General features: G+C 49.4%; 25 protein-coding genes and 1 pseudogene. 13 read left to right on the plus strand and 13 right to left on the minus strand.

All coding sequences use genetic code 11. The features are described from left to right. Window positions 1-49: 49 nt before the first annotated feature. Window positions 50-496 carry a hypothetical protein gene (locus IPF95_01485; protein MBK6473366.1) on the plus strand — a complete coding sequence of 149 codons (447 nt, stop codon included), beginning with the start codon at window positions 50-52 and terminating at the stop codon, window positions 494-496. Window positions 497-564: 68 nt separating this feature from the next. Here IPF95_01485 and alaS read toward each other — a convergent pair. Continuing rightward, window positions 565-3,169: pseudogene (gene alaS / locus IPF95_01490) on the minus strand (alanine--tRNA ligase). A gap of 427 nt (window positions 3,170-3,596) precedes the next feature. Here alaS and IPF95_01495 point away from each other — a divergent pair. Then, complete coding sequence (locus IPF95_01495; GenBank protein MBK6473367.1) at window positions 3,597-4,568, plus strand: M23 family metallopeptidase; 972 nt, start codon at window positions 3,597-3,599, stop codon at window positions 4,566-4,568. 21 nt (window positions 4,569-4,589) lie between these two features. Further along, the gene (locus IPF95_01500; protein MBK6473368.1) at window positions 4,590-4,943 is read left to right on the plus strand and encodes a MerR family transcriptional regulator; all 354 of its coding nucleotides are present in this window, start codon (window positions 4,590-4,592) and stop codon (window positions 4,941-4,943) included. Window positions 4,944-4,960: 17 nt separating this feature from the next. Here IPF95_01500 and rfaD read toward each other — a convergent pair whose 3' ends face one another. Next, the gene (gene rfaD, locus IPF95_01505) at window positions 4,961-5,929 is read right to left on the minus strand and encodes an ADP-glyceromanno-heptose 6-epimerase (protein MBK6473369.1); all 969 of its coding nucleotides are present in this window, start codon (window positions 5,927-5,929) and stop codon (window positions 4,961-4,963) included. Window positions 5,930-6,015: 86 nt separating this feature from the next. Here rfaD and IPF95_01510 point away from each other — a divergent pair, with 86 nt between their 5' ends. The 8 genes from IPF95_01510 to IPF95_01545 all read left to right on the plus strand — a co-directional run bounded on the left by IPF95_01510 (window position 6,016) and on the right by IPF95_01545 (window position 10,705). Continuing rightward, window positions 6,016-6,435, plus strand: a complete 420-nt coding sequence (locus IPF95_01510) for a 6-carboxytetrahydropterin synthase (GenBank protein MBK6473370.1) — start codon at window positions 6,016-6,018, stop codon at window positions 6,433-6,435. Then, the gene (gene folE, locus IPF95_01515) at window positions 6,425-7,051 is read left to right on the plus strand and encodes a GTP cyclohydrolase I FolE (protein MBK6473371.1); all 627 of its coding nucleotides are present in this window, start codon (window positions 6,425-6,427) and stop codon (window positions 7,049-7,051) included. The genes IPF95_01510 and folE overlap by 11 nt, the downstream gene beginning before the upstream one ends. Before the next feature lie 89 nt (window positions 7,052-7,140). Next, entirely contained in the window at window positions 7,141-7,893 is a 753-nt protein-coding gene (locus IPF95_01520; GenBank protein MBK6473372.1) for a Bax inhibitor-1/YccA family protein, read from the plus strand. Window positions 7,894-7,978: 85 nt separating this feature from the next. Further along, the gene (gene fabD, locus IPF95_01525) at window positions 7,979-8,854 is read left to right on the plus strand and encodes an ACP S-malonyltransferase (GenBank protein ID MBK6473373.1); all 876 of its coding nucleotides are present in this window, start codon (window positions 7,979-7,981) and stop codon (window positions 8,852-8,854) included. A gap of 223 nt (window positions 8,855-9,077) precedes the next feature. After that, window positions 9,078-9,509: a hypothetical protein gene (locus IPF95_01530; GenBank protein MBK6473374.1), complete on the plus strand. Its 432-nt coding sequence runs from the start codon at window positions 9,078-9,080 to the stop codon at window positions 9,507-9,509. Between the two features lie 123 nt (window positions 9,510-9,632). Next, on the plus strand, window positions 9,633-9,947 hold the full coding sequence (locus IPF95_01535) for a hypothetical protein (protein MBK6473375.1): 315 nt from the start codon (window positions 9,633-9,635) through the stop codon (window positions 9,945-9,947). A 115-nt stretch (window positions 9,948-10,062) separates the two neighbouring features. Beyond that, window positions 10,063-10,359: a nucleotidyltransferase domain-containing protein gene (locus tag IPF95_01540; protein MBK6473376.1), complete on the plus strand. Its 297-nt coding sequence runs from the start codon at window positions 10,063-10,065 to the stop codon at window positions 10,357-10,359. Beyond that, window positions 10,346-10,705 carry a DUF86 domain-containing protein gene (locus IPF95_01545; GenBank protein MBK6473377.1) on the plus strand — a complete coding sequence of 120 codons (360 nt, stop codon included), beginning with the start codon at window positions 10,346-10,348 and terminating at the stop codon, window positions 10,703-10,705. Before IPF95_01540 ends, IPF95_01545 begins: the two co-directional genes overlap by 14 nt. 180 nt (window positions 10,706-10,885) lie before the next feature. On the opposite strand, the gene IPF95_01550 is transcribed toward IPF95_01545, so the two are convergent. The 9 genes from IPF95_01550 to IPF95_01590 all read right to left on the minus strand — a co-directional run bounded on the left by IPF95_01550 (window position 10,886) and on the right by IPF95_01590 (window position 20,287). Continuing rightward, on the minus strand, window positions 10,886-11,593 hold the full coding sequence (locus IPF95_01550; protein ID MBK6473378.1) for a capsular biosynthesis protein: 708 nt from the start codon (window positions 11,591-11,593) through the stop codon (window positions 10,886-10,888). A gap of 43 nt (window positions 11,594-11,636) precedes the next feature. Further along, window positions 11,637-12,698, minus strand: a complete 1,062-nt coding sequence (gene rfbB, locus IPF95_01555) for a dTDP-glucose 4,6-dehydratase (GenBank protein ID MBK6473379.1) — start codon at window positions 12,696-12,698, stop codon at window positions 11,637-11,639. 14 nt (window positions 12,699-12,712) lie between these two features. Further along, window positions 12,713-14,011 (minus strand): nucleotide sugar dehydrogenase, encoded by a 1,299-nt coding sequence (locus IPF95_01560; protein MBK6473380.1) that lies wholly within the window; start codon window positions 14,009-14,011, stop codon window positions 12,713-12,715. Beyond that, a complete protein-coding gene (locus tag IPF95_01565; GenBank protein ID MBK6473381.1) occupies window positions 13,992-15,026 on the minus strand; it encodes a Gfo/Idh/MocA family oxidoreductase in 1,035 nt (344 codons plus the stop codon). Before IPF95_01565 ends, IPF95_01560 begins: the two co-directional genes overlap by 20 nt. Before the next feature lie 31 nt (window positions 15,027-15,057). After that, the gene (locus IPF95_01570) at window positions 15,058-15,633 is read right to left on the minus strand and encodes an N-acetyltransferase (GenBank protein ID MBK6473382.1); all 576 of its coding nucleotides are present in this window, start codon (window positions 15,631-15,633) and stop codon (window positions 15,058-15,060) included. A 79-nt stretch (window positions 15,634-15,712) separates the two neighbouring features. Then, the gene (locus IPF95_01575) at window positions 15,713-16,579 is read right to left on the minus strand and encodes an ABC transporter substrate-binding protein (protein MBK6473383.1); all 867 of its coding nucleotides are present in this window, start codon (window positions 16,577-16,579) and stop codon (window positions 15,713-15,715) included. A 26-nt stretch (window positions 16,580-16,605) separates the two neighbouring features. Next, window positions 16,606-17,718 carry an SDR family oxidoreductase gene (locus IPF95_01580; GenBank protein MBK6473384.1) on the minus strand — a complete coding sequence of 371 codons (1,113 nt, stop codon included), beginning with the start codon at window positions 17,716-17,718 and terminating at the stop codon, window positions 16,606-16,608. Between the two features lie 83 nt (window positions 17,719-17,801). Beyond that, complete coding sequence (locus IPF95_01585; protein MBK6473385.1) at window positions 17,802-19,115, minus strand: UDP-glucose/GDP-mannose dehydrogenase family protein; 1,314 nt, start codon at window positions 19,113-19,115, stop codon at window positions 17,802-17,804. A 44-nt stretch (window positions 19,116-19,159) separates the two neighbouring features. After that, on the minus strand, window positions 19,160-20,287 hold the full coding sequence (locus tag IPF95_01590) for a DegT/DnrJ/EryC1/StrS family aminotransferase (protein ID MBK6473386.1): 1,128 nt from the start codon (window positions 20,285-20,287) through the stop codon (window positions 19,160-19,162). A gap of 102 nt (window positions 20,288-20,389) precedes the next feature. Here IPF95_01590 and IPF95_01595 point away from each other — a divergent pair, with 102 nt between their 5' ends. Together IPF95_01595 and IPF95_01600 are read left to right on the plus strand one after the other, a co-directional pair. Further along, window positions 20,390-21,148 (plus strand): hypothetical protein, encoded by a 759-nt coding sequence (locus IPF95_01595; protein MBK6473387.1) that lies wholly within the window; start codon window positions 20,390-20,392, stop codon window positions 21,146-21,148. 9 nt (window positions 21,149-21,157) lie between these two features. Beyond that, the gene (locus tag IPF95_01600; GenBank protein ID MBK6473388.1) at window positions 21,158-22,432 is read left to right on the plus strand and encodes a 3-deoxy-D-manno-octulosonic acid transferase; all 1,275 of its coding nucleotides are present in this window, start codon (window positions 21,158-21,160) and stop codon (window positions 22,430-22,432) included. On the opposite strand, the gene IPF95_01605 is transcribed toward IPF95_01600, so the two are convergent. Continuing rightward, the gene (locus IPF95_01605; protein MBK6473389.1) at window positions 22,419-23,993 is read right to left on the minus strand and encodes a hypothetical protein; all 1,575 of its coding nucleotides are present in this window, start codon (window positions 23,991-23,993) and stop codon (window positions 22,419-22,421) included. The two genes, IPF95_01600 and IPF95_01605, sit on opposite strands and share 14 nt — an antisense overlap. Window positions 23,994-24,065: 72 nt before the next feature. Beyond that, window positions 24,066-24,410: a nucleotide pyrophosphohydrolase gene (locus IPF95_01610; protein ID MBK6473390.1), complete on the minus strand. Its 345-nt coding sequence runs from the start codon at window positions 24,408-24,410 to the stop codon at window positions 24,066-24,068. Between the last annotated feature and the right edge of the window lie 254 nt (window positions 24,411-24,664).

Raw genomic sequence — 24,664 nt, forward strand, 5'->3', positions numbered from 1 at the left:
AACCGTTGCAATAAATAGGATAAGTCTAACCTACTAACACCTGCATAACATGGATTGGTTGATGAACCTTCACGATTTTTTCTACTCCAAAATGGGGAATGCCCTCTATTACGCCTTGATCTTCTTGGCGATCATTGCCGTCGTAGGGCAATGGAGGCTATATGAAAAAGCAGGCCAACCGGGTATCGCAAGCTTGGTCCCGATCTGGAATGTGATCGTTTTCCTGAAGATCATCGGTCGCCCAGCAAGCCATTTCTGGTTGTTGATGATCCCGGTCGTTGGCCAGGTCTACTTCATGCCTAAAATGTGGATCGAAGTGGTCCAGTGCTTTGGTAAGAACAGCATGATGGATTATGTCATGGTGATACTTCTGAATTTCCTGTACATCCTCAACATCGGCTTGAGCTACGAGACCAAATACCGCGGACCGGTCTATGGCAGCCATGTACCGCCACCTCCAGCACGTTCGTTGAAGACCGAGCATTCCATTGCTTGATCTGCTGTAAAGCCATGCATTGAAAAAGCCCCGATCCGGGGCTTTTTCAATGCGTGACGATCGGATAGCTACCCCAATATCTCCTCCGCTTTCTTCAACGCATCGCCCATACCACCGGGCTCCTTTCCACCGGCAGTTGCAAAGTCCGGTTGACCACCGCCGCCACCTTTTATAGATGGTGCAATTTGTTTGATGATGTCCGTCGCTTTTAACTCTGTTGCGTCGGCGAAGGCTTTGCCCAATGAAACGGCCAAGAGCGGTTTACCTTCAACTATGCTTCCTACAACCAATGCAAGATCGCCATGACTTTCGCGCAATTGATAGCCAAGGTCTTTCAAGCTTTGTGGGTCCAGGTCCAAACGTTGCACAAGCACCTTTCCTTTGCTCGTTGTCTTAGCTGCCTTCGGCAATTCCTGCGCTAAATTCTGTACGCGTTCTTTCGCGGCCTTCTCCAATTCCTTGGTCAACGTTGCATGTTGATCGATCAATTTTTGCACCGCTTGAACAGGGTCCGCAGGATTTTTCAGCAGCGCGAGAATTGCTTCGAATTTCTCGATCTTCTCTTGCACGATGCGTTCGGCTGCTTCGCTTGTAACCGCCTCTATGCGGCGGATCCCGGCAGCCAATGCTCCTTCACTCACGATCTTGAACGGCCCAATGACACTGGTCCTTAGGACGTGCGTACCGCCGCACAACTCCACGCTCGGCCCGAATTTCACTACACGCACTTGGTCGCCGTACTTCTCTCCGAAGAGCGCCATCGCGCCCATCTTTTTTGCCTCGTCAATGGGTACGTTGCGCTTATCATCAAAAGCAATATCCGCAGCGACCATGCTGTTCACCTCAGCTTCGATGGCTTCGAGTTCTTCGCTGGAAAGTTTCGCGAAATGACTGATGTCGAAGCGCAATTTATCCGGTGCAACCAGCGATCCCTTCTGCTCTACATGCGTTCCTAATTGCTTCCGCAATACGTGATGCAACAAGTGCGTAGCGGTGTGGTTGCGCATGGTAAGCGCACGTCTTTTCTCATCCACTTGAGCAGTGAGATCACCTTCCACATTTGCAGGCAAATTCTTTGCGAAGTGTACGATCAATTGGTTCTCGCGCTTGGTATCGAATACCTCGGTCCGTTCATCACCCAGGACCAACCAACCTTGATCACCAACTTGTCCACCACCTTCCGGATAGAACGGTGTACGGTCCAACACGACCTGGTAGTGATCACCACTTTTTGCTGTGACCTTTCGGAAGCGGAGGATCTTCGCTGGTGTTCTCAATTCATCATACCCGACGAAATCCGTTTCACCTTTTGCCAGTTCGGTCCAATCGCCAGTGGCGACGGCCGTGGCGGCGCGGCTGCGCGTTTTCTGTTTTTGCAGCTCTGCTTCAAAGCCCTTCATGTCGACTACCCTACCCTGTTCACGTGCGATAAGCTGGGTTAAGTCAATCGGGAAACCGAACGTGTCGAACAGTTCAAATGCTTTGTCTCCGGGGATCTCGCCTTTTGTTTCGGCAAGCATTTGCTCAATGCGTTTAGTGCCTTGCTCCAAGGTGCGCAAGAATGCTTTCTCTTCTTCAAGTATCACATTAACGACTATCTGTTGTTGCTTTTTCAACTCCGGGAACTGATCGCCCATTTGTCCCAACAAGCACAGGCACCAGTTCGTGCATGAATGCTTCCATGAAACCAAGGAAACTGTATCCGTACCGCACGGCACGGCGCAAGATCCTTCGTATCACATAACCTGCTCCCGTGTTACTCGGCAACTGTCCATCAGCAATTGCGAATGCAATAGCACGCACATGGTCCGCAATAACGCGCAACGCGATGTCGGTCTTTTCAGCTTTACCATAAGTCTTACCAGCATGCTTTGCCAAGGCCTGGATCAGCGGTTGGAAAACGTCCGTGTCGTAGTTGCTCTGTTTTCCTTGAAGCACCATGCACAGGCGCTCGAACCCCATACCGGTGTCCACATGTTGCGCAGGCAGCGTGACAAGAGATCCATCCGCTTTGCGCTCGAATTGCATGAACACATTGTTCCAGATCTCGATCACTTGCGGGTGATCATTGTTCACCAATTCACTACCAGGTGTTTTGGTTTTCTCCTCCGCAGAACGCACATCCACGTGGATCTCCGTGCATGGCCCACACGGGCCAGTATCACCCATCTCCCAGAAATTGTCCTTCTTATCGAAGGGTAGAACACGATCGGCAGGTAGGTACTTCAACCATAGTTCGCGTGTTTCATCATCCGCAGCAAGACCGTCCTTGTCATCACCTCCGAAATAGGTAACGTAAATGTTATTGGTATCGATCTTATACGTGTCGACCAACAATTCCCACGCCCATTGCACAGCTTCCTTCTTGAAATAATCACCGAAGCTCCAATTACCGAGCATCTCGAACATGGTGTGGTGGTACGTATCAATACCAACTTCTTCCAGGTCATTATGCTTACCACTAACGCGCAAACACTTCTGTGTATCAGCGATCCGTTTATCCTTCGCTGGTCTATTCCCCAGGAACAGATCCTTGAACTGGTTCATACCCGCATTGGTGAACATCAATGTTGGGTCGTCCTTAACTACCATCGGAGCGCTAGGCACAATGGCGTGACCGCGCTTAGCAAAATGATCAAGGAATTGTTGACGGATCTGTACGGAAGTGAGCATGGGCTGTTCAATGCGGCGCCAAAGGTATGCGGAGCGAAGAAGAACTATGAAGCATCGATCTTTTTCTGGCTCATATTCAGAAGTTGTATATCCCCATTTGTGGGTATTGTGAGCCGCAGTACAAAGGGCCATTTTTGCAATGTTCACGTATAGCGAACTCTCCTAATAATTAAAGTTAATACGCTGAGCCGCCTCTCCCTGCAACCGGACGGCACCGATCAAAAGGTGCCGTCCGAACTGTTTTGTACCAGTGGGGTGCGGCGCATTCTTACTTTCTCTTTTCACTGAATTTCGGTTGCACAACTTTGGGTTCAATTCACTTTCGGGCGAAAGATCTTTGGGCGAATGATCATTCGCCCCTGCACGGTTCGGTCCAAATGCTCGGTTGCGTTTATCTTCGCCGTCCGTTTGGCCGCTTGATCGAACCATGGCAGAACTTAAATACCGATTCAATCCAGATACGCTGAATTTCGAGCGTATTCGTCTTTCCGCGTGGCAGCGGTCCAAAAGGATCGGTCTAATGCTCTTACCGGGACTGTTGGTCGGCCTCGTTTGTACGTTCCTTGTCTATCAGTTCCTGGACTCACCCAAAGAAGCCAATCTGCGTCGTGAGAACCAGCAGCTCCTTGTGCAATATGAACTGCTCAACAAACAACTCGGGGAATACGACAACGTACTGTCGGATGTACGTAGACGCGACGACAATATCTACCGCGTGATCTTTGAAGCTGACCCATTGCCGGAGAGCATGCGCCAAGCAGGATCCGGCGGGGTTAACCGGTACAAGGACCTTCAAGGTTACGCGAGCAGTGACATTGTGATCGATACGAAAAAACGCTTGGACAAGTTGACCAGACAGCTCTTGGTACAATCGCGCTCACTGGATCATGTGGCCGAACTCGTCCTTAAGAAACAGGATATGTTGGCTTCCATACCCGCAGTGCAACCGATCAATAACAAGGACCTTACCATGATCGCGAGTGGTTATGGCATGCGCATACACCCGATCCACAAGATCCCGAAATTCCATGCTGGAATGGATTTCACCGCGAAGGTCGGCACGCCCATCTATGCAACAGGAGATGGCCGCGTTACGTTCGCGGATTATTCCACCAATGGATATGGTATGCATGTGATCGTGGATCACGGGTTCGATTATGAAACGCTTTACGCGCACATGAGCGTTCTAAAGGTTAAGAACGGACAACGTCTACAACGTGGTGACCTGCTGGGCTTTGTGGGTAACTCCGGACTAAGTTCCGGGCCACATCTTCATTACGAGGTACACAAGGGAAGTGAAGCCGTTGATCCCGCCAACTATTATTTCAACGATCTTACTCCGGAAGAGTATACCCGGTTACTTGAAATTTCCCGTAACGCCGGGCAATCCTACGACTAAGCCTAGCGCACTGTGCACTGTATGCCTTACAAGGAAAAAACCATTGGTAAATTGTACTGGTCCATCGGAGAGGTGGCAGAACGGTTGAACGTGAACACATCCCTGATACGTTATTGGGAAAAAGAATTTGGATCACTACGACCAAAACGCACCGGTAAAGGCGATAGGCTCTATACGCAAAAGGACATTGATCATTTGCAAACGATCCAACACTTGGTAAAGGAAAAGGGATTCACTTTACAAGGTGCGAAGGACCAACTGAAAAGTGGCGAGATATTGGAACAAGAAACACAGGTACCCACGTTACCCGAACTGAAAGTACGACTTGAACGTTTGCGGGAAATGGTACTCTCGCTCAAACAAAGAGTCAATTGAATCTACGGCTCTAGTACTTAACAATATCGGTTCGGCTCCAAGTAATTCTTCACGTAATCGGTTACGCCATCTTCCAATGAAGTGAATGGTTGAGCATAACCGATACCTTTCAATTTATCCATTTTGGCTTCCGTGAAGTATTGATACTTATCCCGGATATCCATTGGTGTATCAATGAAGGCGATGTTCTCTTGTACGCTCATTGCTTTGAACGTGGCCCGTGCGAGATCCAGGAATGTTCGCGCTTGACCGGTGCCTAAATTGTACAGCCCATTGTTCTTGCGATGTTCCATCAAGAACAAACACACGCGACACAGGTCCTTCACGTAAACGAAATCGCGCAACTGCTCACCGTCCTTATAGTCCGGATGATGACTGCGGAAAAGCTTCATGCCACCCGAACTCTTGATCTGGTTGAAGGCATGCATGATCACGCTTGCCATGCGCCCCTTGTGATATTCATTCGGACCATACACATTAAAGAACTTCAACCCGGCCCAGAAAAACGGTTTTCGCTCCTGAGCTAATGCCCATACGTCAAAGTCGTTCTTGCTTTCACCATACGGATTCAGTGGCACTAAGCGCTGTGGCAAAGTATCGTCCGTATCGCCATAACCCAATTCACCATTGCCATACGTTGCCCCTGATGAAGCATAGACCAGCGGTATGCCATACTTGACGCACGCCTCCCACATTCGTTGACTGTATGCTACATTGAGTTCATCGAATATCGTCCTGTCGAACTCGGTGGTATCCGTTCGCGCTCCAAGGTGGAAAATGAACTGGACCAACCTCTCGTTCTCTTCCAGCCAATCAAAGAACTTGTTGCGATCAACTTTCGCCGTGAGTTTCTTGCCTTTAAGGTTAGCGGCCTTTTCCGAACGGGAGAAATCATCTACTGCAACGATATCCGCCCAGCCCTGCCGAAGCAATTCGCCCACCAATGCACTTCCTATGAAACCCGCTGCTCCTGTAACCACGATCATGGCCACAAATGTAGGCCGCTGAATAGCGCTGACCAACCGCTGGTCTGGATGGACCCCGTACATTTGCAGCCCTTTCATTCAACCCAATGGCAACCGTACACATTACTCGCCGCGAACGATTTAGCGCCGCCCATAAATTGAGCCTGCCGGATTGGAGCGCCGAAAAGAACATGGCGGTCTTCGGGAAATGCTCCAACCCTAACTGGCACGGGCATAACTACGAGCTTTGGGTCACTGTGAAAGGAACGCCTGACCCATTGACCGGATTCGTTGTGGATCTCAGTGAGCTCGGTCGCATAGTGAATGATAAGATAATCCGGTACGTGGATCACAAGAACTTGGACATGGATGTGCCTTTCATGAATGGCCGCTTAAGCAGCACCGAGAATTTGGCGATCGCTTTCTGGGAACAGCTGAAGGAACCGTTGGAAGCCCTTGGTTGTACCATGCATTGTATAAAGATCAGAGAAACCGAGAATAATCACGTGGAATACCATGGCGAGTGAACACGAAACAACGGGTGAAGGCTACGAGCGGGTCGAGCATTACAATAGTGCTGGCATAGAACGTATCGGCACCCATTATACCGATATTCTGAAAGCGATCGGTGAAGACCCTGAACGTGAAGGTCTTAAACGCACACCGGAACGTGTAGCCAAGGCGTTGCAATACCTCACGCACGGCTACGACATTGATCCTGGAGCGATCCTGCGGAGCGCTATATTCACTGAACAATACAGCCAAATGGTGCTGGTGAAGGACATTGAAGTTTACAGTATGTGCGAACACCATATGCTGCCATTCTTCGGCAAAGCCCATGTTGCCTATATACCGAACGGTAAGATCGTTGGGCTTAGCAAGATCCCACGTGTTGTCGATGCTTTTGCCCGCAGGCTTCAAGTTCAAGAACGGTTGACCAATGAGATCCGTGATTGTATCAAGGAGGCGATCAATCCACATGGGGTGGCTGTGGTGATCGAATGCAGCCACCTGTGCATGCAAATGCGAGGCATACAGAAGCAGAATTCCGTTACCACTACCTCTGCGTTTACGGGCGTCTTTCTTGAAGACCAACGCACGCGCGATGAATTCATCAAGTTGATCAGCTCAAAACTTCACTGATCACACCACTTTCGCGCAATACCTTCAAGGGAAATTCCGTACCTTAGGCGTAACGAGCCAACAATTACCGACCTTTGTATTCATAAGCAATGGAACAGAACAATTTCCCCCAAGCACAGACAGGTAACGTCATTTACGGACCGGACAGTGCAACGACCGTGCGCCTTTTCTTGGCCAACGTGTTCAGCTACATGACATTGGCGCTTGTGATCAGCGGCGTAATGGCGTGGTGGTTCGCTAGCACACCCGCACTTTACGGGTATCTTTTCAATACTGATGCCGATGGGTTCATCACCGGTAGCAGCATTTTAGGCTATGTGGTCATGTTCGCTCCACTCGGATTGGTATTGCTCATGGGCGGATTGGTGAATAAAATGAGCGGCATGATGCTCATGATCGCCTTCTTCGGATTTTCTGCGATCATGGGGATCAGCTTATGCTACATCTTCTTCGCTTACTCCATGGCGGCCATCATCAAGGTCTTCTTCATCACCTCTGCAGTATTCGGCACCATGGCCGTTGCGGGCTACACCACCAAAACGGACCTGACCAAAATGGGCAGTATCCTCATGATCGGTCTGATCGGCATCATCATCGCTTCGGTGGTTAACATGTTCCTGAAGAGCGATACGATGAGCTATCTTGTAAGCATTATCGGCGTTGTAGTATTCACAGGATTAACGGCATATGACGTGCAACGCTTAAAGACCATGGGCGAGCAAGTAGCTACCGGAACTGAAAGTGCCAAGAAAATGGCATTGATGGGCGCGCTTAGCTTGTATCTGAATTTCATCAACTTATTCTTGATGTTGCTCCGCTTGTTCGGCGGAAACCGCAACTGATCATTTCAACCGTGCAAGGTCCGAGGAATGTGGCGCTCATGCCATTGTCCTCGGACCTTGTATCTTGGCACCTAGCAAACGCGCAATGACCGCTTACGTTTTTCCCGGACAAGGCAGCCAATTCTCCGGAATGGGCAAGGACCTGTATGATGCCGATAGCAATGCCCGGATCTGGTTCGAACATGCGAATGACATCCTCGGCTTCAACCTGACGGACATCATGTTCAAGGGTTCCGATGAGGACCTGAAACAAACGAATGTTACCCAACCTGCTATTTTCCTGCATAGTGTGGTGAAGGGAAAAGTGATGGGTGATGCCTTCCAGCCAAGCATGGTCGCAGGGCACTCACTTGGGGAGTTCAGTGCGCTGGTTGCGGCTGGGGCGATAGAGTTCTCCGATGGATTAAAGCTTGTTGCAGCACGTGCCAATGCAATGCAGAAAGCCTGCGCTGCACAACCCGGCACTATGGCTGCGATCATTGGCCTTGAAGATGCCAGGGTGGAGGAAATATGCAGTATGATCAGCGGCGTAGTAGTCCCAGCGAATTATAATTGCCCAGGTCAATTGGTGATCAGTGGTTCAATTGAAGCGGTTAATGCTGCATGTGAAGCTTTGAAAGAAGCGGGTGCAAGACGTGCCTTGATATTGCCGGTGGGCGGAGCATTCCACAGTCCATTGATGGAGCCTGCACGCGCTGAGCTAGCAACAGCCATTGAATTCACACCCATCGTGAACCCGCGTTGCCCGGTGTACCAAAATGTGGATGCTCGTCCGCACAGCGATCCTGCGCGCATCAAAGCAAACCTGATCGCGCAGCTTACTGCACCTGTTCGCTGGACACAGACCATGCAGAACATGCTTACAGATGGGATCAATAAGGCCGTTGAGGTAGGACCGGGTAGTGTACTACAAGGACTGTTCAAGAAAGTGAGCCGGGAATTGGAGACGGTAGCGGGGTAAATTATACTTTGCAGCGTTGCAAGTCACCAGCTCGCCGTTCGATCGAGTCCAACACCAAGAACATCAGTTCCGGGAAGTCCTTGTATATGGATATTCTGGATCCGTGTTTTTTTCGGACAGCGAAAAAAGGGATTGATACGTCTATTGATCATGGCCTTGGAATTCAATTGTAATTGATCGTCACGCCATGAAGTTCTACGTGCTTATAATATGTGTCATCATCATGCAGCGTAATACATATGCGCAACAACCAATCGGCACCTATATCGACCAAAGTCACTGGAGTATTCTGCATGGAGTTTTCGGCATGGGTTGGTATTTTGAAACAGATGAATACGGATTTGTTGATACCCTGAGCATGTGCGGTGAGACCTATTCCGTATTGCCCTTACAATGGCAGGACACCGCGTACATCAGGAACGATGGTCAACGTGTTCTCTACCGGAACACAACGGATTGCATCGACAAAGAATACCTGATGTACGACTATTCCCTCGCGATCGGCGATAGTTCGTACTTGGGTCAATACTTGAGCGAACCGGATACCGGACTTTTCATCGTTGATACGATCGATCACGTAGTGATCAATGGGGTCTCGCGATTGCGTTACACAATGTTGTATGATCGCAATTGGGGTACGGACCCAATGAACTAAATGATCTGGATAAAAGGGATCGGTTCGCTTACCCATCCGTTCCATTCAATGGCATGTTGATTCGATGGATGCGAATCATCCTATCAATTGCTTTGTTACGATAGCCTTGGTACTCAGTTGTATTTGGACGAGCAGTTTGATACATGCTCATTTACCAATGTTGGTATTGCTGAACCCGGTGCGCTAGGGCAGAATACTGAATTCATTGTTTCACTGGATGCCGAGAATGGCACTTTACAGTTAACCTTCCCTATGGAATTTTCAAATGGAACTCTTACGATCTATGATGCCACGGGCAAATTAATGGACAGGCAGAATATTGGTAAGGGGAATCGTACGGTTCAGAAAACGTTCACTGTAGATGGGTTGTTCATTGGAGTTCTTTCGGACCGAAATGGCTCCCAATGGAAGGCGCGGTGGGTCAACACACGTCGGTAATTGGGCGTTGCGACTCTGTCGTTTTCTGGAGAGTTTCGAAACCTGGGCGGTCGTTCTCCAATGAGATCGGATCCGTCAAGGCCTCTCTCATCGTCTACACAACTATCTTTGTGTCATGCGGCTTGACGATCCCACGATAGAAACTCTGCGCACCTACTTTGCCGATCGACCGATCACAAAAGCTTATGTGTTCGGATCTTTTGCACGCGGTGACGCTGATGAGCAGAGTGATCTGGACCTGCTTGTGGAATTGGATCACAGTAAACCGATAGGATGGGATTTCTATAGCTGGATGGAAGACCTTGAGATCTTATTGAAAAGGAAGGTGGATCTTGTTACCGAGAAGAGCCTGAGCAAACACATTAAGCAATACGTGGATAAGGATAAGCGTTTGATCTATGCGCGACCCTAAAGCAGATCGAGTCCGGATCATTCATATTCTTGAGGCCATTGGCCACATTGAGGATCATGCATCTGCTGTTTCGGAGAATGAATTGGACAATGATCCGATGCTCCGTTTTTCTATCGTTAAGCTTATCGAAATTGTCGGAGAGGCTGCGAACATGCTAACGGTTGAATTGCGCTCAAGGCATCCAGAAGTTCCATGGTCACGGATCATTAACATGCGACATCGATTGGTACATGATTATTTCAATGTGAACACTGCCGTGGTTTCTGACGTTGTACATGTTCAATTACCAACGCTGAAGATACAGTTGGTTCGGATCCTTGATGGACTCGAGCACATGAATGCTTAGGCTCGTATCAACGTATCCGGTTCCGGATCTGGATCATGGATCTTCACACTTGTGGCAGATCGCTTCGGTCGATACTGATCAGTGAATATCGGCCTTTTATGAAAATCCCATAGATCCGTACTGACCAGGGCATGCTTCAATTGGCACCGACTTTGACCTGGAGTTGAGCCTTGTGGCTGGCTATAAAGTGCTGTTCAGCAATTTCCCACTATCCAATAGCTTGTGTAGGTAGGGCCGCGTCAACGTGTGTTGAATTGCCTCTATATGCCCCATTTGGTGGCAATCACTACCAACGAGTTCATAATAGCCTGCATCTACCAAGCGCTCTGCCATCTGCTTTGCTTGCGGACCATACGCGCCTGATAAAGCGATCATATTCAGTTGGAACAGCACGCCACGTTCTTTCAATGCCTCCAACTTCTTGAAGTCATCATACCAAAAACTGTAACGTTCCGGGTGCGCTAGAACTGGCCGGTAACCCATTGTCTGCATTTGGAATACCACGCGAAGAAGTACGGCCGGTTCACCAATGAACGGCAGCTCGAATAACAATAGGTCCTTTCCGAAAGTGAGTACACGTTTCTCAGCGACGTTGTTCTCCAGTTCGTGATCCAGATAATACTCGGCAGCAGCGTCGATCTCCATCTCAAGTCCGACGCGTTTTAATTCTGCCCTGACTTTTTCCAATCCGCCGAGTATGATCTCCGGTGTGTTCTTATACCCATCGGCCATGCTGTGTGGCGTGGTGATCACCTTCCGATAACCGAACTCCTTCATCGCTGTTAACAGCTCGATGGTCTGTTCCAATGTTTGAGATCCATCATCAATTCCCGGAATGAAATGCGAATGGATATCCACTTGCAGTTTGGAGAGGTCAGCAGGCGCCAACGTTTCTTCTCTCTTCCCGAATAGACCACCGAATAACCCCATGTTACCGTGCGTATTGGGCGCTATAATATTCGCGGTAGGCGCCACTGGTCACATGGTCCAGCCATTCCGTGTTGGCCAGGTACCAATCAACGGTCTTCCTCAATCCTTCCTCGAAGGTGATGCTCGGTGTCCAACCCAGGTCCTTTTGGATCTTGCTTGCGTCGATGGCATAGCGCAGATCATGTCCGGCCCGGTCCGTAACGTAGGTGATCAACTTGGCGCTTTCGCCTTTTACTTTTCCGAGTTTTTCATCCATCACCTCACACAATTGATGTACAAGTGCAATGTTCGTCCATTCGTTGTGACCACCAATATTGTACGTCTCGGCATTGACTCCTTTATGGAAAACGGTATCAATTGCCTTTGCATGATCCTCTACCCATAACCAATCGCGCACATTCTCTCCTTTTCCGTAAACCGGTAAAGGTTTACCATGACGGATGTTGTTGATCATGAGCGGGATCAATTTTTCCGGAAAATGATGACTGCCGTAGTTGTTGCTGCAGTTGCTGATGACGTATGGGAATTTGTACGTGTTGCCATAGGCACGCACAAAGTGATCACTTGCTGCTTTGCTCGCACTGTATGGACTTTGCGGATCGTAAGGCGTGGACTCCGTAAAGAAGCTATCGTCGTGCAAGGAACCGTAAACTTCATCCGTGCTCACATGATAAAAACGCTTTCCATCGAACGCGTTCTTCCATGCTTCGCGTGCAACATTCAACAGCGTAACGGTACCGATCACATTCGTATCAACGAACGCCATGGGATCGCTGATACTTCGATCAACGTGACTCTCAGCCGCAAGGTGCAGAACACCATCGATGGAATGTTCCTTGAACACCTTCATCACAGCTTCTGCATCGCGGATATCTGCTTTTACAAACGTGTAGTTCACGGCTTTCTCAACGTCGCGTAGATTCTCCAAATTACCAGCGTACGTGAGCGCATCCAAATTCACGATGTGATATTCGGGATACTTGTTCACGAACAACCGCACCACATGGGAACCGATGAACCCTGCACCACCAGTGATCAATAAACTTCTCTTTTCGTTGCTCATTCCTAACTGACTTTTTAGAGACTCCAATACGTGAGCCCTTTTATCTTATCCCGATACGTCCCTTTCAGATCTACGAGAATTCCCTTCGGTTTCAGAATTGCTTTGAACCAGGCCTCATCATTGTTCGCATATTCCTTATGATTCACAGCAACGATCACAGCATCGTATGGCCCTTTCATTCCATTGGAAAGTTCGTATCCATATTCGTGCTTCACCTGATCACTGTTCGCGTAAGGATCGGTCACATCCACTTGCATGCTGAAACTCAACAACTCTTTGACCACATCAGCTACCTTGCTATTCCGAATATCCGTAACGTTCTCTTTGAACGTTGCTCCCATCACGAGGATCCGGGCATCGGCTGGATTCACACCAGCAGCGATCACTTTCTTCACGGTCTGTTTTGCCACGTACGCTCCCATGCTGTCATTCACGAACCGACCTGCATCGATGATCTGTGCATGGTATCCCAACTCTTTGGCTTTGTACACCAAATAATAAGGGTCCACACCTATGCAATGGCCACCGACCAACCCGGGTTGGAAACGTAGAAAATTCCATTTCGTAGCTGCCGCTTCCAACACATCGTAGGTATTGATGCCCATACGATTGAAGATGATAGAGAGCTCATTCGTCAGTGCAATATTGACATCCCGCTGCGTGTTCTCAATGATCTTGGAAGCCTCCGCAACCTTGATGCTGCTGGCCCTGTGAACACCGGCCTTAACAACAAGTTCATACACTTTGGCTATGACCTCCGCACTTTCCGCATCACAACCGCTGCTCACTTTCACGATGGTCTCCAATGTGTGTTGTTTGTCGCCTGGATTAATACGCTCAGGAGAGTAGCCCACTTTGAAATCTTCGATGTATTTCAAATTGCTGAGACGTTCCAATAGCGGCACACAATCCTCTTCCGTACAACCTGGGTAAACGGTACTCTCATAAACGACATGGTCGCCTTTTTTCAACACTTGGCCTACCGTTCGTGTTGCCCCTAACAATGGTCCTAGGTCAGGGATATTCTGTTGATCGATCGGCGTAGGCACAGCGACGATGAAGAATTCCACATCGCGAAGATCCTCGATATCCGCAGTGAAATGAATATCACAACCTTTGAAATCGGATGCTTCCAATTCGTTGCTCGGGTCCTCATTGCGTTGCATTTGTTCAACACGCTTCACGTTGATATCGAAACCGACGACCTTCACTTTACGTGCAAATGCCAATGCGATCGGCAACCCAACATAACCAAGTCCAATAACGGCCATTTTGGCCTCCTTCCGGACCAATCTATCGTATACGTTGCTCATCACGTTTCTTGTAAATACGCTCAATGATCTCAACTACTTTCAACCCCTCCAGCGCATTCGTGGTAAGGGTGTTACGCCCTTTTAGCGTATCCACCACATTATCTATGATGTAAGCGTGGTTGTTAGCGCTGCCTTTGTAAACACCATAATCATTTGCAGGATTGGTCGGCGACAATTCAGGAAGTTCATAATCCTGGATATGGCAATACTCCACCTTATCCATGTACTGGCCACCGATCTTCACACTTCCTTTGGAACCAATTACGGTCAAGCTGCTTTCCATATTCCGATCCCACACAGCGGTGCTGTAATTGAGACACCCGATACCGCCGTTCAAAAATCGAAAATGAACGAGCCCGCTGTCCTCAAATGCTGTAAGATCCTGGTGCATGAAATCCGCGAAAAGTCCTTGGATCTCCGTGATGTCACCGAACAACCAATACAGCGTGTCAATGAAGTGGCTGAACTGAGTAAAGAGCGTACCGCCGTCAAGCACTGCGGTGCCTTTCCAGGATGGCTTTTGATAGTACCGTGCGTCCCTGTTCCAATAGCAATTCACTTGCACCATGTGGATCGCACCCAAGAGGTCTTTATCCAGTACCCCTTTGATCCATTGGCTCGGTGGGCTATACCGGTTCTGCATTACACCGAACACGGTGCGATGCACTTGCAATGCTTTATAGATCACCGCTTCGCAAGCTGCTTTGCTCAATGCAAGCGGCTTCTCGCAGACCACATGCATTCGATGCTCCAGCGCCAAAATGCATTGCTCAGCGTGTAGCCCGTTCGGCGTGCAGATGATCACAACATCGATCCCGGGATGCGCCGCCAGCATTTCAACCATATCCGTATGGAATGGGACATCATGCGCAATGGCACCTAACTCAGCCTTCGTAAGTATATCGGTCACAGCCACAAGTTCTGTTTCCGTATGTGCGGTAACCATTTCTGCATGGCGCTTTCCGATATGGCCATAGCCAACGATCGCGAACTTCACTTTGTGATCCGCGGTCATGTGTTGCTCGATATGTTGGTCCGAAGCAGGATCATGATCCGATCTTTTTCACGGCGCCATTTCGCAAGCTGTATTGATCACCACTTTCTGGACATTTGGCTAAGCCTTCCGAGTCGAATTCGAGCTTATGACCGAATTCGCTCATCCAACCAGTCCGTTTGGCTGGATTGCCCATAACAAGCGCATAGGCTTGTACTGGCTTGGTTACCACAGCCCCGGCACCAATGAACGCATACGCACCGATCTCATTGCCACAAACGATCGTAGCATTGGCTCCTATGGTCGCTCCCTTTCTCACGAACGTGCGAAGATACTGATCCTTACGCGCAACGGCGCTCCGTGGATTGATCACATTGGTAAAGACCATCGACGGTCCCAAGAACACGTCGTCCTCACAGATCACGCCGGTATAAATGCTCACGTTGTTCTGCACCTTTACGTTGTTACCCAGAACCACATCAGGGCTAATAACAACGTTCTGCCCGATATTGCAGTTCTCACCAATAACACATAAGGGCATGATGTGGGTGAAATGCCAAATACGCGTGCCCTCACCAATGGTGCAGCCCTCATCGATAACAGCGGTGGGATGTGCGGAAAAGGACATTCGAGCAATTGACCCGACCATGGAGGACGGAAGGATCGCGAATGTACTGAAGGCTGGCCTCAAACGAACTATTACTGCTCTACTTCAACATAGCCAAAGGTGCCACGCATCTTACGACAGCCTCCTCAGTTGGCTTTTCGTCGAGTATTCCTGCTTGATGCAGGGAATCTGCGATCCCGTGGAGCGCATTCACATCCACTGCCCCATCCAAGTTCCATTTCAACGTACGGTTCCATTCCGCGGCATTATCGGGTGTCATCCCATAACGTGAAGCAATGATGTCAGCAGCATTCTTTTTTTCTTGAAAACCCTTGGCTTGATCGCGGAAAACGCGCATTAACCGAGCGACCGCATCTGAATTATCCTTTAGGAATCCTTCTCGGGCCACAACCACGAATGCCGGCCAATCGGGAGTTATTTCATCAACCCGGTTGAATAACCCCTTGTGCACATAACTCGCGGTCATGGCCTTCTCCCATAAAAATAGGGCTGGTTCTTTTGACTTCAATCGCTCAACAGCACCAGCAAGATCATTCACAATGATGAAGTCCTTTTCGGTAAGCGTCCGACCGTTCTTCTTCGCATACACGGTTGCCATCAAATGGCTGCCACTGTTAAAGCGGCTAATGGCGAACGGCATTTGCTTCAGATCCGAGACCGTGGTACCACTGCCAACATGAACCCCCCAGGTCAGTGGAGAATCCACCAAGGTGGTTACTATCCGTGTAGGACTTCCCAATAGAATGTCCCTTACCGCTCCTTCTGTTACCAGCACGGCCATATCCACCTGGTCTTCATGTAGCATTTTGCACATTTCCCCAGTGCCCTGAGGAACCGTCTGCCACTTCACATCGATCTTGGCCCGAACGAACGCACGTCTTTCCAACGCCAGGATCCACGGCAAGTTGAACGGCTCAGGCACGCCTGCAAGCCGAATGGTGGTCAACCCTTCTGGTATAGGAGGTTGCCCGTTCACTTCTTCCGGGAATACTTCTCGAAATTGAAATGCTCCTTTTCGTTAAGCTCAGCTTGTGAAAGGGACTTGAAATACGCGAACGTTCGCTTCATACCTTCTGCACGGTCGACCTTCGCGGACCAGCCAAGTAATTTCTTGGCCAACGTGATATCCGGCTGGCGTTGCATTGGATCATCACTTGGTAACGGCTTGTAGATCAACTTCTGCTTGGTACCGGTAAGCTTCAGGATCTCCTGCGCGAATTGTTTGATGGTGATCTCTTTCGGATTTCCAATATTTACCGGACCCGCATGATCGCTTAAAAGCAATCTGTAGATCCCTTCGATCAGGTCATCCACGTAACAAAAACTGCGGGTCTGATTCCCTTTTCCGAAGATAGTAAGGTCTTCACCGCGCAATGCTTGGCCCATGAATGCAGGCACAACGCGCCCGTCGTTCAACCGCATGCGTGGGCCGTATGTATTGAATATGCGGACCATCCGCGTCTCCAGCCCATGATAATGATGATAGCTCATTGTAAGCGCCTCCTGAAAGCGCTTGGCTTCATCATACATGCTCCGTTTTCCAACTGGGTTCACATGACCCCAATAACTTTCGCTTTGCGGATGAACTTGTGGATCGCCATACACCTCACTGGTGCTGGCAACGAGGATACGCGCGCCTTTCGCCAAAGCAAGTCCCAATAGGTTATGCGTTCCCAATGATCCAACTTTCAAGGTCTGAATGGGGATCTTCTCATAATCGATCGGAGAAGCCGGCGATGCGAAATGGAGGATGTATTTCAGATCACCAGGAACATGGACGAACTTGCTCACATCATGATGATAGAATTCGAAGTCCTCACGATGGAACAGGTGTTCAATATTTTTCAAGGAACCTGTGATCAGGTTGTCCATAGCAATTACGTGGTACCCTTCCTTCAAAAAGCGATCGCATAAATGCGAACCCAGGAAACCGGCGGCACCTGTAATAAGCACACGATCCTTTGTGACCGGTTTCACGATCCTCAATTTACCCTTTGCCGGTGCTGCCTTCTTCACAGCGGCTTTCTTTGCTACCGCTTTTTTAGCCACAGGCTTTAACACCGTAGACTTTTTCGAGATAGCCATTTTTGACTTCGGCTTTGCCGAGCCAGTGGTCCTCGATACGGTCTTCACCGCAATTTTCTTTTTTGCCATGGGAGATCTTTGGCTTACGCGTTAACCGTTGTACGACCTACACTAACGTATTTGAAACCGACCTTTTCCATCTCTTCAAGGTCGTATAAGTTACGTCCGTCGAATACGACTTTCTCTTTCAAGAGCTTGGCGACCCGCTCAAAATCCGGGGTGCGGAAGAGTGCCCATTCGGTGGCAATGATGAGTGCATCAGCACCTTCAAGTGCCTTGTATTCATCGTCTGCGAATTTCATGGTATCACCTTTCACCTTTTCCACATTCGGCATTGCCTCTGGATCGAACGCAGTGACCGTAGCTCCAGCTTCGACCAGTGCATCGATCATATACAATGCCGGTGCCTCACGAATATCATCGGTATCCGGCTTGAATGCTAAGCCCCACATTGCAAAATGCTTGCCTTTGATGGACGCTCCGTAATGCTTCTTGATCTTATCCGTCAGGGTGGTCTTCTGGCGCTCATTCACTTCCATTACGCTATTGATGATGCGGAAATCATAGCCTGCGTCACTGCCACTTTTGGCCAACGCCTGAACATCTTTCGGGAAGCATGAACCACCATACCCTATCCCTGGGAATAAGAAGCGCTTTCCGATGCGTGTATCCGTACCCATGCCGATACGAACCTTATCCACATCCGCACCAACGGCCTCGCAGAAATTCGCGATCTCGTTCATGAATGTGATCTTGGTGGCAAGGAATGCATTCGCCGCATATTTCGTCAACTCAGCACTGCGTTCATCCATGAAGATGATCGGATTGCCTTGGCGCACGAAAGGCTTGTACAGATCCTCCATCACCTTTTGTGCACGGGCACTGCTGGTCCCCACCACCACACGATCCGGTTTCAAGAAATCATCAACCGCAAAGCCTTCCCGTAAGAACTCCGGATTACTCACGATATCAAATTCTACTTTGGCGTGTTTCGCCACAGCTGCATGTACTTTCTCCGCAGTGCCAACTGGTACCGTGCTCTTATCCACGATCACCTTATAGTCGGTCATGATCTTGCCAAGCTCATGGGCTACTCCCAATACATACTTCAGGTCTGCACTACCATCCTCTCCAGGAGGCGTTGGCAATGCCAAGAAGATGATCTGCGCTTTATCGATCGCGCTCTTCAGATCCGTTGTGAACAACAAGCGACCTTGACGGATATTCCGTTCAAAAAGAACATCCAGATGCGGTTCATAGATGGGCACTTTCCCATCCTTCATCTTCTGGACCTTTTCCTTATCAATATCCACGCAGATAACGTGGTTACCTGTTTCTGCGAAGCATGTGCCTGTTACAAGGCCGACATATCCTGTTCCTACTACTGCGATGTTCATGGTGTACTGATCCTGACCGAACGCTGTCCGACCCTTAGTGCGAGTTATTGAAAAAAGCTTTTCACCGCGTTGGTGATATGTGTAAGTTGATCATTCTCCAGCTCTGTACTCATGGGGAGCGAGAGCACTTCCAGTGTTAATTTCTCGGTTATTGGAAGACTACCTTCCGGAAACTGAGCGGTCTTATACGCAGATTGTAGGTGACAGGGTACAGGATAGTAGATCATTGCCGGTATCCCCCTGTCTTCCAAGTGTTTCTTTAGACCATCCCGATGCCCTCCGGTCACTTTCAGCGTGTATTGATGGAATACATGCGTGCTGTTCGGGCTGCGTTCCGGGATCGAAATATCTTTCAGGTCCTTGAACGCATTGTCATAGAATGTTGCCGCCGCATTCCGCGCAGCATCGTACTCGGATAAATGCTTCAACTTGATCCGCAATATCGCCGCTTGTATGGCATCCAACCGGCTATTCACTCCAACCACTTCATGGTAGTACCGAGTATCACTTCCATGATTGCAGATGCGTCGGACTTTCTTTGCGAGTTCATCATCGTTGGTGAACAACGCACCGCCGTCCCCATAACACCCCAGATTCTTGCTCGGAAAGAAACTAGTGCTCGCAATATGACCTATTGAACCGCTCTTCCGTTGCGTTCCATCCTTGCGTGTATACACAGCACCGATCGCCTGAGCGTTGTCCTCGATCACGAATAATCCGTGCATTTCCGCAATGGCCATGATCGCATCCATATCCGCTGTTTGGCCAAATAAGTGAACGGGGATAATGGCCTTGGTACGCGGAGTGATCTTACGTTCCACATCCGCAGGATCCAGATTGAATGTCCCAGGAAGCACGTCCGCGAAAACAGGAGTTATCCCAAGCAAGGCAACCACTTCGACAGTTGCCACGAACGTGAACGAGGCGGTTATTACTTCATCGCCACGCTCCAGCCCCAACGCCATCATTGCGATCTGCAATGCATCGGTCCCATTCGCGCATGCAATGGTGTTCTTAACCCCGATGAATTCCGATAACTCGTTCTCGAACGCTTTTACTTCGGGCCCTCCAATGAACGCGGCACTGCCCATGATCCGCTGAACGGCGGCATCCACTTCGGGCTTGATCTTCTCGTATTGGCCGACCAGATCGACCATTTGTATTGGCTTCATCAATGTGCTTCGCGATGACCGAACCATTTCGGCGCGGCGAAGATAGTTATCCAATACGCCTGATCGGACGGTTGCACGAACTGCGTTTAACTTCGCGGTCCTATGCGTATCACACGACCAATTCTTTTCACGCTATTCCTGTTTTTCGCCTCAGCTTCATTTGCCCAGCGCGATATTCGGGATACGACCATTGCCCTGACTTCAGTTACCGCCAGTTATGCTTACCAGATCCCAAGCGGAGACATGGCGCTCCGTTTCGGGAATAACAGCAACATCGGTATCAATGCGTTCTATAAGAACAAGCGGAATTATTTCTTCGGTGCCGAAGGTTCGTTCCTATTCGGAAATAAGGTGGTTGAGTCCGGATTACTGCGCAATGTGATAAACAGCGAAGGACAGATCGTCGATGCCGATGGTGTGCAGGCCGATGTACTCATTTACGAACGCGGATGGACGGCGATGGGGATCATCGGCAAGATCATACCGGTCGTGGGACCGAACCCGAATTCCGGAATGATCCTGAAATTCGGTGTTGGCTACCTCCGGCACAAGATCCGTGTACAGACCCAAAAGAACGTTGTACCACAATTGGAAGGTGAATACTTGGAAGGCTATGACCGCCTCGCCGCTGGCCCGATGGGATCACTGATGGTCGGTTATCAGCATTTCGGCAATCGGCGGTTCATCAATTTCATGATCGGCTTCGAGGTCATTGCCGCATTTACGGAGCCACTCAGAGCTTTTAATTTCGATACGGAACGAGCAGAAACAGGAACGCGGAACGACGGCCTGACCGGTCTTCGCGTAGGCTGGAGCCTTCCGATCTATAAACGTACAGATGACCGCTATCATTATTATTGATCATGGATCATGCCATTGCTCTATGATCTAGGTACGCGGTGCTATCATTTGGGCATCAAGCTTGCTGCACCATTCGTTCCCAAAGCAAAGCAATGGGTACACGGCCGGAAAGGAACTTGGGATCAACTTGCCTCAGTTTCGAAAAAAGTGAACGGTTGCATATGGATGCACGCTGCAAGTGTCGGAGAATTCGAACAGGGCCTTCCAGTATTGGAAGCGATCAAAAAGGTTCATCCCGATGTTCCAATAGTGGTAACCTTCTTCAGTCCGAGTGGATACGAAGCCCGCAAAAACCATCCGATAGCCGACCACGTGGAATTCCTCCCACCCGATGGCCGCACCAATGCAGAGCGGCTGTATGCGATGATCAAACCACGGATCGCGTTATTCGTTAAGTACGAATTCTGGTACCATCATTTAAAGACGCTTCATCATCACAACGTGCCATTGTTCCTGATCTCCGGCACGTTCCGCAATGACCAACCATTCTTCAACTGGTATGGGAACACGCACCGTGCGATGCTCAGCACCTTTTCTCATCTCTTCGTGCAGGACGAAAAAAGCAGATCACTGCTCGCATCACTTGGGAAGACCAATGTGACGGTCGCCGGAGATACGCGCTTCGATCGCGTTGCAGAAATTGCAGCGAATGATCCTGGCCTCGCTGTTGCGAAGGCATGGAAGGGTGACCAACCGCTCTTGGTCTGCGGAAGTACGTGGCCTGCGGATGAAGAATTGATCGTTGCCGCAATTGGGAAGAACAAACTTGTGGTGGTCCCGCATGAACTTTCAGAGACCCATTTGAAACAGATCGAAACCAGATCCCCAAAGCCCTTGGTGCGCTGGAGCGAACTGGAAGACTCGCCGATACAGAGCGTTACTGAAATTCTCGGTAAGGAAAGATCCGGCACCTTATTGGTTGATCGAATGGGATTGCTTGCTCGCCTATACGCTTATGCTGACATCGTATACATCGGCGGTGGTTTTGGCGATGGTATTCACAGTGTGTTGGAGGCCGTCGCTTGGGGAAAGCCTGTGATCTTCGGCCCGAACCACAGAAAATTCGTAGAGGCCGAAGCCTTGGTCGAAGCCGGTGCCGGATTCGAGGTGCGCACTTCGGCAGAGCTTCAGAAGGTCCTGGAGCGGTTGAACGGTGACCCGAAAGAATTGCAGGCAGCGTCAGCTATTGCCAGCACCTATGTGCAGAACAACGTAGGAGCTACGGCGAAGATCATCGCATTCATTCTTCCATTGCTTGTTCATGAACAGATCAATCCATCGTGAGGTCCACGCGGATCGGTAAAGTCCGGTCTCCGTTCATCCTGTGCGAGCCGGACAAATAGTATTCCTGTGGACCGAACTGGTACATGTGTCGACCAACAATGAAATCATTCGCACCCGAGCTGCGCATTATTGCCTTGGCTTTGAATTCCCCGGTTTCATCGAATACGACCGTGGTCGAGAATGGCGACTTAACATTCAAGTAGTTGAGCTTATTATCTCCGGCTTTTCGTTTCTCCGCTTGTTCGTCGTTATCGATCAACATCAGGACAAGCTGGTCCTTATACACTGCACTGAAAACGTTGCCAATGGCTTTATCCGTTGTGTAGAGCAATCTTCGGAATGTCTGTTTCCACGTCTCTCCACCCTCAGCATCCAAACAGGAAACAACCAACGGACCATGGATCCATCGAAGACCGGCCATGGCTGTTTTGGAATCGATCGCATCGGTCTCCTGGAAATATTCACGCACGAGAAAATATCCACCATCCGAACGTGGCAGAATGTCAATGATCCGAATTGCGTTGTTCGTAGGAGCGCGGTCGACCGGGTCCAATGCAAGTGTCTCCGTATGGACCTTTTCAAACTTGGATGTTACCGGAGACCATTTACCAATGAACTCTCCTAAAGTGGGTTCTTCCTTGGGCGTAGTACCTGAATAAATACCCGCTATTAAAACAGTGGAATCCGGCATTGAACGGTAAACAATGTTCTTGGCGAACCGCGCTTTTCCAAGACCGAGGTCCACATCCACAACGCCATCACCATTCACCCGGTGCATGACCAAGGTGTAACTCGTAGTGTCTTTCTTCATATCCGTTACTGGCTTTACGTTGCGCTCCGTGAAAAGCGCATTGCCCAGCACATCCACATGCAGGTCCTGAAAGCGGGCTCCCTCAGGCAGTTCCAAGGTCTGCTTCCAGACCACTTTCATGTTCTTATCCACCATGACCATGGGACAGTATGTTTCGCCCTTTACACTTTTCACAGCAGTGCTGTAGATCAATACCTTGTTGCGATCAGGTGAGTAGATGGCATGGAAAGGGTCATGATACCCTTCATCGCTCTTCAGCTTCGTGCCATCGCCATATGTCTTTGTATCAAAAGCACACAACAGCTCAAGTGGTCGATGTCCGGCGGTCATATTCGGATCGGTCTTCTGCCAATACAACTGCGTAATCCCAAGGACCGTATCGCGGCGCGAAGCGATCATGACCGGATCCGCTCCCAACAACACAACGGTCTCAAAAAATAATGGATCCGACCCGAAACGCGGTTGCGGCGTCTGCGTTCGAATTATGCCCAATTTCGCACGGTCATATAGTTCGAATTGGGGAATACCGTCGGCATAGCGCAGGATACCGGTCCCTTGCTCATCGACACGCGTTACAAAAAGTGACCTGTCATTCAGATCGATAATGGTCCCGATCGGCCGCTTATCAATGTTCCCAGCATCGGGGGCCAAGGTTGCTTTGACCTTCAGTTTCCCCGCTTGTGCGAAACACGACGCACCTATGAGCAATGAACAAAGTATGAATGAAGAGCGCTGGTATGTTATCGTCATGATCAAGATCCGAAGTTGGCGGGAAAGATAAGTTGAGCGGCTTGTATGGACCAATACCGTGCCATGCGTTGATCACCGCAATTTCGGGTTGTTCCTATGCCGATCCTTATCCCGCTTGGTCTTTTCCTCCATGCGTTGGGTCCACGCCTGTTGTAGGTCAGTGTTGGTCTGATTGGCCAAACACAAAACGACAAAGAGTACATCGGCCAACTCCGAACCCAGATCCTTATCCCTGTCACTGTCCTTTTCGCTTTGCTCGCCATAACGACGTGCCATGATGCGAGCAACCTCCCCTACCTCTTCCGTAAGCATGGCCATGTTGGTGAGTTCGTTGAAGTACCGTACACCATGGTTGGTGATCCATTCATCTACTTGTTCTTGAAGATTGATCAACGGTAATTCTCCGGTTCTTCCCATGTTCGATCCAGGTATTCAATTAGTCAATTTTATTCTTCACCCATGCGAAGTACGATACGATTTCGCAATTTGATCCAAGAAAATTTTCAAAAAAGAGGCAACCCTCGAACAAATCGCTCGTCTACCGAAAATGAGCTTGGCGCTGTAGGAAAGCATTACCAACACTTTTTATGCACATTCCTTGGATTGATAGCTTGGATCCTATACATTGCGCCGCTATTACTGCTAGTTTCAATTCCGAACAGGGCAAAATA

Source organism: Flavobacteriales bacterium (assembly GCA_016704485.1).
In the GTDB taxonomy this organism is placed as follows: Bacteria; Bacteroidota; Bacteroidia; order Flavobacteriales_F; family PHOS-HE28; genus PHOS-HE28.